The sequence below is a fragment of the Thermanaeromonas toyohensis ToBE genome (assembly GCF_900176005.1).
Lineage (GTDB): Bacteria > Bacillota > DSM-521 > Neomoorellales > Neomoorellaceae > Thermanaeromonas > Thermanaeromonas toyohensis.
Genome location: NZ_LT838272.1, coordinates 2,715,040 through 2,729,658 on the forward strand (window position 1 = coordinate 2,715,040; position 14,619 = coordinate 2,729,658).

Sequence of the window (14,619 nt, forward strand, 5' to 3'; positions counted from 1 at the left end):
CCCTTCTAAAGGCTAAATTAAATTGTCTTTAATTTATTCGCTCCCCAGCAAAAAATACCTCTTTTATAGGGTCGATCTTTCCTCCTTATAACTAATAGCTTTAGTGATAACCGCGGTAAAGCCAGCGGTATATAGAGTAGTCGCGCAGTACTTGCCGTACAAATCCCCGGGTTTCTGGAAAGGGGATCTTTTCCAAATCTGCCATAGTACCGCTCCAGGTACCGGTAACCAGCCATTCCTTTACTTTTTCCTTGCCCCCATTGTATGCAGCAAGAGCTGCGGTCAAGTTGCCATTAAATTCCCTAAGGATATAGGATAAATACCAGGTCCCCAGACGTAGGTTATACTCCGGGTCAAAAAGACGTTCTACTTGGAACTCAATACCCAATTTCTTAGCTACCCATCCCGCTGTCTCGGGCATAAGCTGCATTAGCCCCCGAGCTCCTGTAGAGGATACAGCCAAAGGGTAAAACTTGCTTTCTGTACGTATCAAGGCCAATACCAGCAAAGGATCTAAACCGTTCTGGTGGGCATAAAAAAACACCATCTCCTGGTAAGGCATGGGATAAAACAGGCGACCTAAGGGCTTAAACAGCACAGCTCCTGCCACCAAAAGAAGAAGTAGTAGTACTACTAAAGTGCGCCGGTAATTAAGTATCAAGGTTCCATCCGTCCCCGCAATTCTTCCCAGGCCGCGCGGACGGCCGCCCGGGTAGCCTCTAAATTTCCTCTAGTGTTAATAATACGGGTAGCGTATTTAACTCTTATTTCTTCGGGAAGTTGAGCCCTTATACGCTTTAGAGCTTCTTCCTGGGAGAGGTTGTCCCGTTCCATTAATCTTTGTAACCGCACTTCTTCCGGTGCGGTTACTACCCAGATCTCATCTACCATATCTTCCATCCTAGCCTCGAGTAAAAGGGGGGCCTCAATTACCACTACTCCTTTAGGCTCCTCCCCACGATATCTTTCAATCTCCTTGAGTATTTCAGCTTTAATTTGGGGGTGGGTAATAGCATTAAGTTTTGCCCGCGCCTGGGCATCATTAAAAATAAGATTACCTAGCGCTCGACGGTTAATAGTACCATCTGGATTTAAATATTGAGGTCCAAAGATATCCCTGATCTCCTCCCAGGCTGGCTTCCCCGGTTCCACCACTTTGCGGGCCACTACATCAGCATCGATTACCTTAGCACCCAGCTCCTTTAAAAAGCGGGCTACAGTGCTTTTGCCTGCCCCTATACCACCAGTCAATCCTATGACTATCAAGTTGTTCACCTTCCATATTATACCATTACCACCGCCAAAGACCCAAACTAATTAAAATAACTCCTGGTAAAGCTGCCCCTTTCTTCCCCCAACTTACCGTATGCCAACGGCGTCCTATCCATAAACCTGCGCTCACTAGTATCAACTGGGTACAACCTATAAAGAGGGGTGTAAGAGTTAAAGAAAAACCTGTAGCTCCTGCCCCCAGACCTACCCCGAAAGCATCCAGGGCCAAAGCCAGACCTAAAGCTAAAGCTTCGCCTGGACTAATACTTCCGGAAGAATCTAGATCGGCTTTGGCCGGTTCCTGCAAAATAGCTATGATTAAACCTAATCGAGGCACCCGCACCTGTAATAAGGTACGCGGATTTTGTAAGTCTTCCCCCTTCCCTTTTAGGTAGGATTCTAGTAGGATTTCGCATCCTAACCCTAATAGCAAAGCAGCCCCTATCTTCTGAGCTAAATGAGGAGGAAAAATCAAGGTAGAAGCTTTGCCGAAAAGCATAGAAAAAAAGCTAGCTACTATAGAAATAAAGGTAATCAAAATTAGACTAACCCAAGGGAGTCTAAGCCCACGCAAGCCATAAGAAATACCTACTCCCAAACCATCCAGGCTCACAGCTAAAGCAAGAAGTAAAGTAGAGATAATAGACACTTTTCCTTACCTCCCTCCCTGCACCAATAGCAATATACGCCCAGGGAAGGAGAGGAAGTGCCTGTTTCTCCTTTTATAATTGACATCTAGAACAAAAATAGCTAGTACGTCCACCTACCTTTAGGGTTTCAATAGCTTTCCCACAGCGAGGGCAAGGCTGGCCCTTCTTACCGTATACCGCCAGGTAATCCTGGTGATTCCCTTTACGGCCTGTACCATCCACATAATCGCGGATGCTCGTCCCGCCATGGGAGAGCCCTGCCTTAAGCACTTGGCAGATGGCCTGGTGTAGACGCTCGATTTCTTTCTTGTCTAAAGAAGAGGCAACCCTTAAAGGATGTAATCCAGCCCAAAACAAAGCCTCGTCGCTATAAATATTACCTAAACCCGCAATATAATGCTGGTCTAGCAAAAGATTTTTTAAATGCCGCCGCGTGGAATGGGTAATTTGCGCCAGCTTCTCTATAGTAAAGTCAGGACTTAAAGGTTCCACCCCTAAATCATGTAAACCGGCTTGCCGGAATACTTCTTGGGTATAACCTAAGTAGCAACGCCCGAAGCGTCTTACATCTACAAAGCGGAGCTGGCCATGATATTTAAAAGTGATAATCACATGGGTATGGGGCTCCAAGATATGCTCTGGTTCTAACCACAAAAGTCGTCCAGTCATACCTAGGTGCCAGATCAAAGTGTATCCTTCGCTTAAAGAAAAGAGCAAATACTTACCCCGCCGGTCTAAAGCTATTACTTTTTTCCCCGGTAGCAAGGAAGAAAATTCTTGTATTTCTGGAGTTACTACTACAGAAGGATGCAACACCAGGGCTTCAGTTATAACCTGGCCCCGCACCCGCGGTTCTAGGGTGCGCCTAATGGTTTCTACTTCTGGTAGCTCAGGCAAGGCTCTTCTCCTCCAAATCATACCAATTGGGTCCCCATTTAACATCCACTTGCAAGGGTACCTCCAAGGGTAAGGCTTGCTCCATGCACTCTTTGGCTAGAACTGCCACCCTTTGGATCTCTAGCTCTGGGACATCGAAGATCAACTCGTCGTGCACTTGGAGAATCATCTCCGCCTTTAACCCTTCTTCTTCCATCCGGCGGAAAATGCGTACCATGGCTACTTTAATGATGTCCGCTGCACTACCCTGGATAGGCGTATTCCTAGCTGTACGCTCGCCAAAAGCCCGTATGTTATGGTTAGGGCTAAAGAGATCGGGAAGATACCTCCGCCGCCCCAGAAGTGTGGTAACATAGCCTTTCTCCCGAGCTTGCTGTACTACTTCCTCCAGGTAGGCCTTGACCTTGGGGTAGCGCTGGAAATAACGCTCTATATATTCATGAGCTTCACGACGGCCGATACCTAAATCCCGCGCAAGGCCGTAATCGCTGATGCCATAAACTATCCCAAAGTTAACTGCCTTAGCCCGGCGCCTCATTTCCGGGGTAACTTCCTCTAGGGGAACACCAAAAACTTCGGCTGCGGTCCGGGTATGAATGTCTTCTCCCCTTAAAAAGGCCTCCCTTAGCCTCTCATCTCCCGAGATATGGGCCAATATCCGCAGTTCGATCTGAGAATAATCAGCCGCCAGCAAGACCCTACCAGGTTCTCGAGGAACAAAAGCCTTACGTAAGCGCCGCCCTAGGTCCATACGTACCGGTATATTCTGTAGATTAGGTTCGCTACTCGACAGCCGGCCGGTGGCAGTAACTGTCTGGTTAAAACTAGTATGCAGTCGGCCCGTACGGGGATTGATCAAGGGCTTAAGCCCATCCACATACGTGGACTTAAGTTTCATGACCTGCCGATATTCTACTAATCTAGCAGCTATCTCGTGCTTGTCAGCCAGCTCCTCTAAAACTTCTGCATCAGTGGAATATCCAGTCTTAGTACGCTTTACCGGTGGAAGCCCCAATTTTTCAAACAGAATGTAAGCTAGCTGCCGGGGGGAATTGATATTAAAGGGTTCTCCGGCCAATTTATATATCTCAGCAGTCAGTCTTTCCAGAGCAGCTTCTAGCTCAGCACCCATGTTGTCGAGGGTAGCCAGGTCCACAGCTACCCCGCTCCTTTCCATAGCTGCCAGAACCCTCGTTAATGGTACTTCCACTTCCTTGTAAAGACTTTCCATGTCAGCCAAACGTATTTTTTCCGCTAGAACCTGGTGAAGTCTAAAGACGCTATAAGCCCGCCGTGCCGTGTTTAACAAGGTATTTGGCTCCTCTATCAAGGCTACATCTAAGTGCTCCAGGCACAGCTCAGGAAGGTCGTGGCGGGAAGCCGTCGGATTTAAGAGATAACCAGCTACCATGGTATCACCTACCGGATCCCCCGCCCGCGCCCCGGCACCCATAAGCCAAGCCAAAGCCGCTTTAGCATCATGAAAAAGAAGGGAAGTTTTATCCCTATCTAGGAGAGGTGCCAAGGCCATAACTACAGCCTGGGAAGAAACCTGTCGGGCTTCGAAAATAGCGACTCCCTCACCCCAGGCTAAAGCCAAAGCTTCCAGTCCTGCCTCTAAATAAGCCGGAGAGGTAAGCTTTAATTCCAGAGCTACTTCTTCCTGTCTGGCCAGGTCCCGGGCCAGGTGAGCCAACTCCTCTACATTTTTTAAAAGTCGAGGTTGGGGTAAGGATAAGGATCTAACCTTGGGCTGGGGGGACGGCAGGATAATAGGAGCAGCTCCTTCTTTACTTTCCTGCATCTCTTGTAGGACACCTTTAATAAGACTGTGGAATTCCAGCTCTTTATATAGAGAAAGTAAAGCCTCATAATCGGGCTTTTGCCTGCGGCAGTATTCTAAATCTAACTTAATAGGAGCATCGCAACAAATAGTAGCAAGTCTCTGGGCCAGCCGCGCCTGTTCAGCGTGGGCTATTAAATTCTCTGCTACCTTACCCTTTTTAAGCTCATGGACGTGGGCAAGTACCCCTTCCAAGTCGCCATACTCCCGTATTAGCTGTAAAGCAGTTTTCTCCCCTATTCCAGGAACCCCCGGAATATTATCAGAAGGATCACCCATGAGGGCCTTCACATCTACCAGCTGAGCCGGCTCCACGCCATACTCCTGTCTAATAGTCTGGACATCGTAAATGGCCACCTGGGAGATACCCTTACGCATGAGCATCACTTGGACTTTTTCGTCTACAAGTTGCAGAGCATCCCGGTCGCCTGTTAAAATAAGACAGGTTAACCCTACTTCCTTAGCCTGGCAGGCCAAGGTACCTATTATATCGTCGGCTTCAAAACCTTCCTGTTCATAGATAGCTATACGCCAGGCACGGAGGAGCCTCTTGATCAACTCAAACTGGGGGCGTAATTCCACTGCGGTTTCCGGCCTCTGCCCTTTATAGCTAGATAGCAGTTCGGTACGGAAGGTGACTTTACCATGATCGAAGGCTACTGCCACGTATTCCGGTTTGGCTTCTGCGAAAGCTTTTTGAAGCATAATAGTAAAGCCGTATACGGCGTTAGTAAAGATTCCTGTACTGGTGGAAAGCAAAGGCAGGGCGTGGAAAGCCCGGTGGGCTACACTATTACCATCTATAAGTAACAACTTGGCCGCCATAGAACTAACCTCACTTGCTTAACTTAGCTTTATCCATTGTACTCCATTATACCCTTTTTAAGCAACTTTCTGGACGGAGGGATAAAAAGTGAACTTTAACCTAGAACCCTGTGGAAAAAACCGCTACCGCCTGTCACCTTATGGTGATATGCAGGTGGAGGCTTTAGTTTTCTTAAGCCCTAAATTAAAAGCCCAATTCGGCGAAAGTGAAGCTTTAAAACAACTGGCCGATGCCGCTAGCCTCCCTGGAGTAGTATCCCCGGTCATAGGTATGCCTGATATCCATACAGGGTTCGGTTTACCCATCGGAGGAGTAATGGCCACAGACAGCAAGACCGGGGTAGTATCTGCTGGTGCGGTAGGAATGGATATCAACTGTGGGGTGCGTCTCTTACGCACCAACCTAGAAGCTAAATCCCTTACTACCGGAAAACTAGAAAAACTGCTCGCAGCCATAGAAAAGCGCGTTCCTTCAGGAGTAGGTAAATCTAGCCTCTATCGCGAATTCCGGGAGGCTGACCTAGAAGCTGTAACTCATCAAGGTGCAGCTTACTTTATCCGTCGGGGTTATGGTTTTCCTGAGGATGAAGCTTCCATCGAGGCGGGAGGAGCTTTGCCCGGCGCTGATCTTAAGGCTGTAAGCCAACAGGCCCGGGAGCGGGCCGATCAACTAGCCACCATAGGCGGGGGGAACCATTTCATAGAAATAGGGGAAGTAGAAAAGGTCTTCCTCCCGGAAGTAGCCTCTGTGATGGGACTACAAGAAGGACAAGTAACTATTCTTATCCATACCGGCAGCCGTGGCTTCGGTCACCAGATCTGCACTGATTATTCAGCACGTATGGCCCAAGCTGCCTCCAAATATGGTATACGGCTCCCCAGCAAAGGGTTAGCTGCGGCACCCATCGATTCGCCTGAAGGTCGCCAGTATCTTGCAGCCATGGCCTGTGCTGCTAACTTCGCCTTCGCCAACCGGCAGCTTATAACCTTCCTAGTACGGGAAGCCTTTGAGGAAGTTTTAAAGCTTTCTCTTGAGGAAATAGGGTTGGAACTAGTGTATGATGTGGCTCATAATATAGCTAAGTTTGAAGAACATAAAGGAAGAACCTTACTTGTTCATCGGAAGGGAGCTACCCGGGCCCTGCCGGCTGGACATAAAGAAAACCCAGCGCGTTACCTAGCCACTGGTCACCCAGCCATAATCCCGGGGAGTATGGGTACAGCTTCCTATGTAGTTATAGGTACAGAGCGTATTGGGGAAACCTTTAATTCCGTAAATCATGGAGCGGGCCGGATCATGTCACGGAAAAAGGCTAAGAGTTCATTATCCCCCGAGGAACTGCAGGAGTCCCTTAAAGGAGTGCTTCTGCGGGCCAAAAATTTACGTTCCCTCCTTGATGAGGCTCCCGTAGCCTACAAGGATATAGATGAAGTAGTGGGTACCCTAGTGGACGCAGGCTTAACTAAGCCAGTGGCCAGGCTTAAACCCCTGGCCGTAATCAAGGGGGAAGGGGATGAGGGTTAAATTGCATAAATTACCCTTCCAAGGGTAATCCTAACTCCCGTAAAGGGAGGTGATAAAAATGCCCAGGATCAAATGCTCAGTAGACCAGTGCCTGTATCAAGAAGGAAATGAGTGTAAGGCCTCCAGTATCCAAGTACGTCCCACCCTTATGGATCACATGACCACAGTTCCCGACGATACAGCATGTGACACCTTCATACCGCGGCATGCAGCCAAAAAATAACTGTTTAAACAAACTTAGCTCTATACCATAGCCTGAAGAAATACTGTGTACCCATAGAAAAGCTCCGCTTTTATAGCGGAGCTTTTCGTTTCTTTTTACCTTCACAATTTAAAGATGCTGCTAGGCTAGTATCCAGGGCTTGCCATTTATTGAGACATAGTCATCACGATCGTTTGGTAAAAAGAACTAAAAGGTACCTACTAAAAAATCTTAACAGAGCCACCCAAGCCTTTGTAGGCCTTGCAGGAGTCCCATTCTTATGCTAGAATATCATCTAGCAGGGACGTGCCGAAGTGGTGGAACTGGCAGACGCGCCGGACTCAAAATCCGGTGGGGCTCACACCCCGTGCGGGTTCGACTCCCGCCTTCGGCACCAGTAGGAAAATCAAGGGTTTCAGCGGATTAGCCCCCTAAAAGAAATCCGGTGTCACTGAAAGGGGGCTATTTTCACGGGCAGAATCTGACAGAATCACAGATGAGTTTTACCTGACATTTTCATTGATGCTTCACAGGCCACGAGCTTTTTGGGTAAGGAAGATTCGAGGTATATACAAAAGAGGCTCCACTGCCTATAAGCGGAGCCTCTTTCTATTTTAAGTTTAGTCAACTATTCACCCTAATCGGTAACTGACACCAGATTGCTTTCGCCATAATATTTTACTTTAGCGTTTAAGTTCTCACTTACAAACCGCAAGGGTACTAGGGTGCGGCCATCCACTACTTGGGCCGGTACATCCAGGGTTATCACCCGGCCATCCACCTGGGCCTCAGGGCTACCTATTTTAAGTATTATAGTTACTCCCCGGTTCTTAATGATCACTATGCCATTATCATAAGAAACATTGGCTCCTAAGCTTTCGGCCAAGGCCCGGATGGGGACCAGTACGCGGTCGTGCTGTATCCTCGGGGCTACATCAAAGCGTAGAGGTTTACCCCGGAAAAATACTTTTACTGCCAAGTCTCCTATAGCGGCATAAGTTTTATCTAACTCTTGATAAGCCTCATCATCATCAGCTATTTTATCTAAAATATCTTCTAAAAGTTCACGGGCCTTCTCGGCTTTGCCAGCCTTACGGAGTATCTTACCCACTTCCTTGGCCAGCTTAGCCTTGGTAAGTTCATCCAGGGAAGTATCGATTTGCAAAGCAGCCTCTAATTTCTCTGCTACCTCACCCGCTTCAGCTTTCTTTTCATCCTTCCATTCTTCTAACAGTGCTTTAGCCTCATAGACCGCCTCGGCTACGCTCTTCCCTTCCAGGATAGCCTGTAGGGCAGCCCGGGCTACAGGGTTTTTAACGTGCTCTAACGCCTTCTTTATACCTTTATAAACTTCTTCCACTACACTCTCGTCAACATGCTTCCTTTTTCTCTCCCTTTCTCTTTCCCTCTCTCGCTCACGCTCCCTTTCCTGCTCCTTTTCTTGTTCTTGCTCCTGTTCTTGATACTGGTACTGCTCTTGAGTTAAGGACGGGTCGGTGCTTGTACTAACTCCCCCTTGAGTAGAGCCCTCCAAGGTACCAGAAGTAGTTGAAGCCCAGGCGGGCACAAGTAAAGAGAACACCAACACCCATGCTATTAGCCATGCCCAAATTTTTTTCCCCTTCCGCATAAACTTCCCCCCATCTGTTTTTGTTTTGTTTTCTATTAATTTATTCGGTTATTCCCCTCTCTTTTTGGGGGGTAGCAACCAAATTTCCTTCGTGACAATATCAAGTTTAAAATGTACTTAATGTACTTAACCCTCACCTTTCCGCATTCTCTCCATTTTTCCTCCGCTTTCGCTCCTCTTTTATTCATCAGCTCATAACCTTCCCAAACTAGCCTTCAAGAAATTCTAATCCCTTTTTCCTGGCAGGCCTGCCAGATTCTTTCTCGTAAAACTCTTTCTATTTTCCAAAGGGAAGCCGGTCGGGTTTTAGCAGTCACCGTAAACTGGATACCCCGGCCTGATTTGTCGATATCGGTAACCCCATATACCTGAGGGGGTTCGGCAAGCCCTTCTGGACCTGGGAGAAAATCATCATGGTACTCTCTTTCTACCTGCCTGCAGACCTCTTCTAAGGTTTCTCGCACGCGGTAAGGGTCCTCGTCAAAGGGAAAAATGATGTTTACTATGGCCCTCAATTCCTCCCGGTTATAATTACGGACCGTTTTGATCTCGCTGTTGGCTATATAAAACTTGGTACCTGACCATTCTCGTAAAGTAGTCATACGCAAGCCCAGTTCTTCCACAGTACCCGTGACCTTCTCATTTATCTGAACTACATCTCCCACTCGTAACTGGTCTTCAAAAATTATAAAGAACCCTGTGATTATATCCTTGATTAAACTCTGGGCACCAAGACCTACTGCCAAACCGACCAAGCTTGCACTGGCCACTATAGCTGTTACGTTCACCCCTAAAAGGGGCAAAATGATAAGGGCAGCTACAGCATAAAGGGTGTACCTGGCAGCCGAGAGAAAAAGGGATTCTAATGTCTTCTTTTTATGCGCTTCTATCTTGGCTAGGTTAAAAAACCTGTGGATAAGCCGAAATATAAGCCTCCGGGCGACTAATACTGCTATTATGATAGCCGTTATCAGTACCAAACGAGGTATAAGAAAAAAAACCTTTACCTGGATGGTTTCCCAGTGGAAAATTGGCCAGTTCATATAAAAATTCCCCTCCATTTTGTAGTCTCCACAAACAGGCCCTCGGGTAAAACCGCCTGAGGTTAGCCAGGGTTTGTAAGTCTCTTGTACCCGCCCAGGCATTAGGCTAAAATTAAAACAGGTTAAAGTTTTAGCGCAGGTGAAGCCAGACATGCTTGAACTTTTCCCAGCCCTGATAGAACGCATGAGTGTAGTAATTACCTTGGCCTTTGTCCTTACCCGCTCTCAAAGCTTTCGTCGGCTCTTACAGGATAAGGCAAACCTTAAACAAAAGATTCTTCTCATACTTATCTTTGGCCTTTTAGGAATTCTAGGTAGCTATACTGGTATCCCTATCCAGGGAGCGCTGGCCAACTCGCGGGTTATCGCCCCCTTGGTGGGAGGGCTTTTCGGTGGACCAGCCGTGGGCTTAGCAGCGGGTTTCATCGCTGGAGCTCACCGTTATTTTCTAGGAGGATTTACAGCCTTCTCCTGTGGCCTTTCTACCACGGTAGAAGGCTTCCTGGGTGGGCTGGTCTCCTTGCGATACCGTCAAAAGAAATTACCCTGGCAAGTAGCCTTCCTCACCGGGTTTAGCGCCGAAGTTTTGCAGATGTTAATCATCCTTGCCCTCTCCAGGCCTTTAGATGCTGCCTGGAGCCTGGTGAAAATCATTGGGCTTCCCATGATTCTGGTGAACGCTACAGGTATCGCCTTAGCCGTAGTAATTATCCAAAATGTCCTACATGAGCAAGAGATAGCCGGGGCTATCCAGGCCCAAAAGGCTTTGAAGATCGCTGACAGAACCTTACCATTTTTACGCCAGGGCCTAAATGAAGTATCGGCCCAGGAGACAGCCGCCATAATTTTAGAAGCTACAGAAGTAGAGGCAGTAGCCATAACCGCAGGGGAAGAGATCCTAGCCCATTTGGGAGCTGGTTACGACCACCACCGGCCAGGCCAAAAAGCCCTCACAGCAGCGACACGAGAAGCCCTAGCCACCGGACAAATTAGAATAGCCCAAACGCCTCAAGAAATCGGGTGCCATTACCCGGGTTGTCCCCTCAAAGCAGCAGTAGTGGTACCGCTACAGAGCCGGGGGAGGGTTATAGGCACGCTTAAATTATACCATACCCGTTGCAATGCTATAGGCCCTTTGGACCTAGAGCTTGCTGCTGGTTTAGGTCATCTCTTTTCTACCCAGCTGGAGCTAGCTGAACTGGACCGTCAGGAAAAGTTATTGACACGGGCCGAAATTCGAGCTTTGCAGGCCCAGATCAATCCTCACTTCTTGTTTAATGCTCTCAACACTATTATGGCTGTTTGCCGAACTGAACCGGATAACGCCCGGCGTCTATTGGGCTATTTAGGAGATTTCTTCCGGCGGAACCTCCAGCACCCGGAACAGACTGTAACCCTGGCCACTGAGATAGAACATGTGCGTTCTTACTTGGCTATTGAGAAAGCCCGGTTCGGCCCTCGGCTGGAGGTGGAAATTGATGTAGAACCCGCAGCCGGAAGATACCTACTTCCGGCCTTGACCCTCCAACCCTTGGTAGAGAATGCCGTTAAACATGGTATTCTCCCTAAGAAAGAAGGAGGTAAGGTTACCATCACTGCAAAAGAAGTAGGAGATAAAGCAGTAGTAAGGGTGGAAGACGACGGCGTGGGGATAAATCTAGCCAAGGCTACCCGGCTCTTGGAGGAAAATAATCCTACCAATAATAACCTTGGTCTGCGCAATGTCCATGATCGCCTGCGGTTGCTATACGGCCCGGTCTCTGGTTTGAAAATATATTTAAAACCAAACGGTGGGACTATAGTGGAGTTTTCTCTACCTAAATTATCACAAGAGAGTCTAAAGGAGGTGATAGCCAGTTGATTAGGGCCTTGCTCGTAGATGATGAGCCACCGGCCAGGGAAGAATTACGTTTTTTAATAACTCAACATAAAGATTTCGTTATTTGTGGTGAGGCCGGAGGCGGCGTAGAAGTTCTAGAAATGTATGAAATGGTGAAACCCGACGTGATTTTCCTAGATATTCAGCTATGGGACTTGGATGGTGTAGAAGTAGCTCGCTTGCTCCTTAAAAAACCTAACCCACCCTGGATTATTTTTGCCACAGCCTACGACTCTTATGCTGTACAGGCCTTTGAACTAAATGCTATAGACTACCTCCTTAAGCCCTTCACTGAAGAAAGGGTAGCAGCTACACTGGATCGGATCGTGGAGCGCTGGAATCTTAAAGAAAAAGAAGAAAAATATTCATCTTTAGAAAAGCTGGTCCAGCAGTTAGTCCTACAACAACGGCCCAATAGGCTGGTGGCTTGGAAGGGCGAACGACTACTGGTTATTTCCCCTGAGGAAATAATTTATGCGGAAGCACAAGGGCATCAGGTTTGGTTACAAAGGGTTTCCGGCGATAGGTTAAAATTCCCCGGGACTCTGCAGGAATTACAAAACAGGCTAGATCCTCAGCGTTTCCGCCGGGTCCACCGCAGTTTTCTAGTAAACATCGATTTTGTATCTGAAGTGGCACCATACTTTCACGGTTCTTACCGGCTACTCATGCGGGATAACTACCGTACAGAGGTCCCTGTTGGCCGTACGTACCTGAAAGAATTAAGGGAAACTCTAGGGTTTTAAACCCAACAAAAAGAGGCCGATTTCGATGCGGCCTCTTTTTGTAGTAGATACCTTAACTAAACTTATTTATTCGTCACCGAAGAAGAGCAGCACTAGGACTAGGAACAAAATGAAAGCTGCCCGGCGGCTAAAACCCAAGCCAGCCATCTTAGTCCCCCCTTATTGGCTTTTCCTGGTAGCATTTTATGCATCTTAATTTGACCCGGTCACTGTAAGGGGGGCCATCTTTTCTTACGTAGGAGTATTCTGGTCTTAGTACTATCCTCCGTTACTGTAATATACATCCAGTTATCTTCTACACGGGTATCGACACCAGAACCTATGACCCGGTAAGAAGAGGGCTCCTCCACATATACTGCCACCGTTAAATCTTTAAGCCCTTGGGCATTCTCGAGATCTATAGCCCAGCCACCCGGGCCACGATGGAAGGAAAATTTAGTCCCTTCGTACCGGTTAAGAAACTCGGCAAAACGGCTCATAGGCCACACCAAAAGCTTCCCGCCTTCTTGGTCCAGGCTCGCTCGCTGGGCAAAATAGGCAAGGGCCTCCAGGGCATATTCATTCCTGTTAGCATGGGTATAAATAAGCCGGATCACATGTTCTTTTTCTATAAACTCTAGCAAATCCTTTAGCCACTTTTTAGTCTCTTCTAGGGGAACCTTGGCAGCTATAAGTTCTTCCAACGCAGCATATTCCCTAAAGGGGGTTACAGGAAACGCCCAAAGCTTTCCGCTTACTGGCTCTCCCCGGAAAAAGCTCCGGGTAGGGCTGGAACCTGTATCCCCTGGGCTATAATAGGCCAGAGCACCTTTACGCTCTAACCATTTATTTACAAAAGGTGGGTGGTTCCCAGCTGGTGCGCTGTACTCTACTACCTTTTCTCCTGTTATCTCTTCTAAAGTAGAAAAATTTAGCTCAAGGTAGCGGAAGGCCTCCTCCCGGGGCATCTTCTCCAGGTTAGCGGCGAAGTAATTGTGGATCCAGCCTCCGTGGGCCCCAATGGCTCCATAGGAGGTAAGCATCTTAACCCACGGCCGGCCTTTCATTGGGGAAGCCGCATCGAAGCCCAGACCATCACCAGGCCGATAAGTATCAGGACCCGCCGTAATATGGATAGAGTAAGCAAGGTCTGGTCGAAAGATTTTTCTATGTAACATGGCCCTTAAGGGGCGTAAATGGGCGTTGCTGTCCAGATGGAAATTTAATACAATTCCACCCTTCCCGGAAGGGGTATTAACAAGGCGGGGAAGATGAGCAAACCTAATAAGAAAGGTCCTCAAAACAGAGCGGAGGGTAAGGTCATCGGACATAAGCTTATGAAAACCCAACTTGAGATTAGCAAAAACCACTACACCCCCAGAAGAATAAAATTTCTGGGTAAGAACAGCCACCCGGCCCTCGGGAGGAAAGTCGAAAGCTATTTCGTCTGCATCCAGAAGGCGGGTACGGGCATGGGTAAACTTTAACCGGCCGTACCCATACCCCGTGATGACATTCTCTTTATCCAGCTTTCCCGGAGTTATCCCCCATTCCCAGGCTACCTCTGGTGAAGGAAAACGCCAGTAACCTTCATAATAAGGCGGGGAGTAGACTACTCCCGCCATGTCCGCAAGAAGCGGAACAGACAGGGTATTTCCTTCCGGAGAACGACTCCCAGGATCGAAAACCAAAAGCACTTTACCCCCCGCCTCCACAAACTCACGCAAAAGATCTTTAGTACCCGGGGGAAGCACCGCGTTAATTTTTTCTGGTAAAATTAGAGCCTGATATTGGCGGCTCCTCTGAAGAGGTGCCAGCGAGGCTAATTCTATCCAAGTTACCCGTCTGAAAGGGAACCCTTCCTCCCGGAGAACTTGCTCATAAGCTTTAAGAATTTTCTCTCCTTCCTGCCCTATAAGGGAGGCCTCCCCCATAACCAGGCCCACCTGTTCCACCCAGGTCTGGGTAGAGGGTTCTACTCCCGGCCTTAAGCTCAGGCCCACCCCTATTAGAAGCAAGGTTAAAAGTACGGTTATCTGGAGTAGCCTTTTACCTATTATGACCATTATTGTTTGCCCCACCATTTTTAAATTTGCCAGCTCCTCCATTATTTAACGCCTAGTACCTA

The 14,619-nt window shown here is 48.0% G+C and carries 12 protein-coding genes and 1 tRNA gene; 5 read left to right on the forward strand and 8 right to left on the reverse strand.

The features are described from left to right. Nucleotides 1-100: 100 nt before the first annotated feature. The 5 genes from B9A14_RS13910 to polA all read right to left on the reverse strand — a co-directional run bounded on the left by B9A14_RS13910 (nt 101) and on the right by polA (nt 5,487). Nucleotides 101-661: a lytic transglycosylase domain-containing protein gene (locus tag B9A14_RS13910; RefSeq protein ID WP_231967785.1), complete on the reverse strand. Its 561-nt coding sequence runs from the start codon at nt 659-661 to the stop codon at nt 101-103. Then, nucleotides 658-1,266, reverse strand: coding sequence for a dephospho-CoA kinase (coaE, locus tag B9A14_RS13915; RefSeq protein WP_084666457.1), 609 nt, complete (start codon nt 1,264-1,266; stop codon nt 658-660). Before coaE ends, B9A14_RS13910 begins: the two co-directional genes overlap by 4 nt. A 25-nt stretch (nt 1,267-1,291) precedes the next feature. Further along, entirely contained in the window at nt 1,292-1,921 is a 630-nt protein-coding gene (gene ytaF, locus B9A14_RS13920) for a sporulation membrane protein YtaF (RefSeq protein ID WP_084666458.1), read from the reverse strand. A gap of 73 nt (nt 1,922-1,994) precedes the next feature. Beyond that, nucleotides 1,995-2,819 (reverse strand): DNA-formamidopyrimidine glycosylase, encoded by an 825-nt coding sequence (gene mutM, locus B9A14_RS13925; RefSeq protein WP_084666459.1) that lies wholly within the window; start codon nt 2,817-2,819, stop codon nt 1,995-1,997. Continuing rightward, a complete protein-coding gene (polA, locus tag B9A14_RS13930) occupies nt 2,812-5,487 on the reverse strand; it encodes a DNA polymerase I (RefSeq protein ID WP_084666460.1) in 2,676 nt (891 codons plus the stop codon). Before polA ends, mutM begins: the two co-directional genes overlap by 8 nt. Before the next feature lie 88 nt (nt 5,488-5,575). On the opposite strand from polA, the gene B9A14_RS13935 reads away from it, so the two are divergent. The 3 genes from B9A14_RS13935 to B9A14_RS13945 all read left to right on the forward strand — a co-directional run bounded on the left by B9A14_RS13935 (nt 5,576) and on the right by B9A14_RS13945 (nt 7,611). Then, nucleotides 5,576-7,012, forward strand: a complete 1,437-nt coding sequence (locus B9A14_RS13935) for an RtcB family protein (RefSeq protein WP_277995822.1) — start codon at nt 5,576-5,578, stop codon at nt 7,010-7,012. Between the two features lie 58 nt (nt 7,013-7,070). Further along, nucleotides 7,071-7,235: a DUF1540 domain-containing protein gene (locus B9A14_RS13940; protein ID WP_084666461.1), complete on the forward strand. Its 165-nt coding sequence runs from the start codon at nt 7,071-7,073 to the stop codon at nt 7,233-7,235. A 287-nt stretch (nt 7,236-7,522) separates the two neighbouring features. Further along, a tRNA-Leu gene (locus B9A14_RS13945) sits at nt 7,523-7,611 on the forward strand. A gap of 240 nt (nt 7,612-7,851) precedes the next feature. Here B9A14_RS13945 and B9A14_RS13950 read toward each other — a convergent pair. After that, entirely contained in the window at nt 7,852-8,844 is a 993-nt protein-coding gene (locus B9A14_RS13950; protein ID WP_084666462.1) for a copper amine oxidase N-terminal domain-containing protein, read from the reverse strand. Between the two features lie 215 nt (nt 8,845-9,059). Then, the gene (locus tag B9A14_RS13955; protein WP_157109971.1) at nt 9,060-9,887 is read right to left on the reverse strand and encodes a mechanosensitive ion channel family protein; all 828 of its coding nucleotides are present in this window, start codon (nt 9,885-9,887) and stop codon (nt 9,060-9,062) included. A 151-nt stretch (nt 9,888-10,038) separates the two neighbouring features. Between B9A14_RS13955 and B9A14_RS13960 the strand changes: the two genes are divergently transcribed. Further along, entirely contained in the window at nt 10,039-11,748 is a 1,710-nt protein-coding gene (locus B9A14_RS13960) for a sensor histidine kinase (protein WP_084666464.1), read from the forward strand. Beyond that, the gene (locus B9A14_RS13965; protein ID WP_084666465.1) at nt 11,745-12,512 is read left to right on the forward strand and encodes a LytR/AlgR family response regulator transcription factor; all 768 of its coding nucleotides are present in this window, start codon (nt 11,745-11,747) and stop codon (nt 12,510-12,512) included. Before B9A14_RS13960 ends, B9A14_RS13965 begins: the two co-directional genes overlap by 4 nt. Nucleotides 12,513-12,718: 206 nt before the next feature. On the opposite strand, the gene B9A14_RS13970 is transcribed toward B9A14_RS13965, so the two are convergent. Further along, entirely contained in the window at nt 12,719-14,599 is a 1,881-nt protein-coding gene (locus B9A14_RS13970) for a polysaccharide deacetylase family protein (protein ID WP_084666466.1), read from the reverse strand. Nucleotides 14,600-14,619 lie beyond the last annotated feature (20 nt).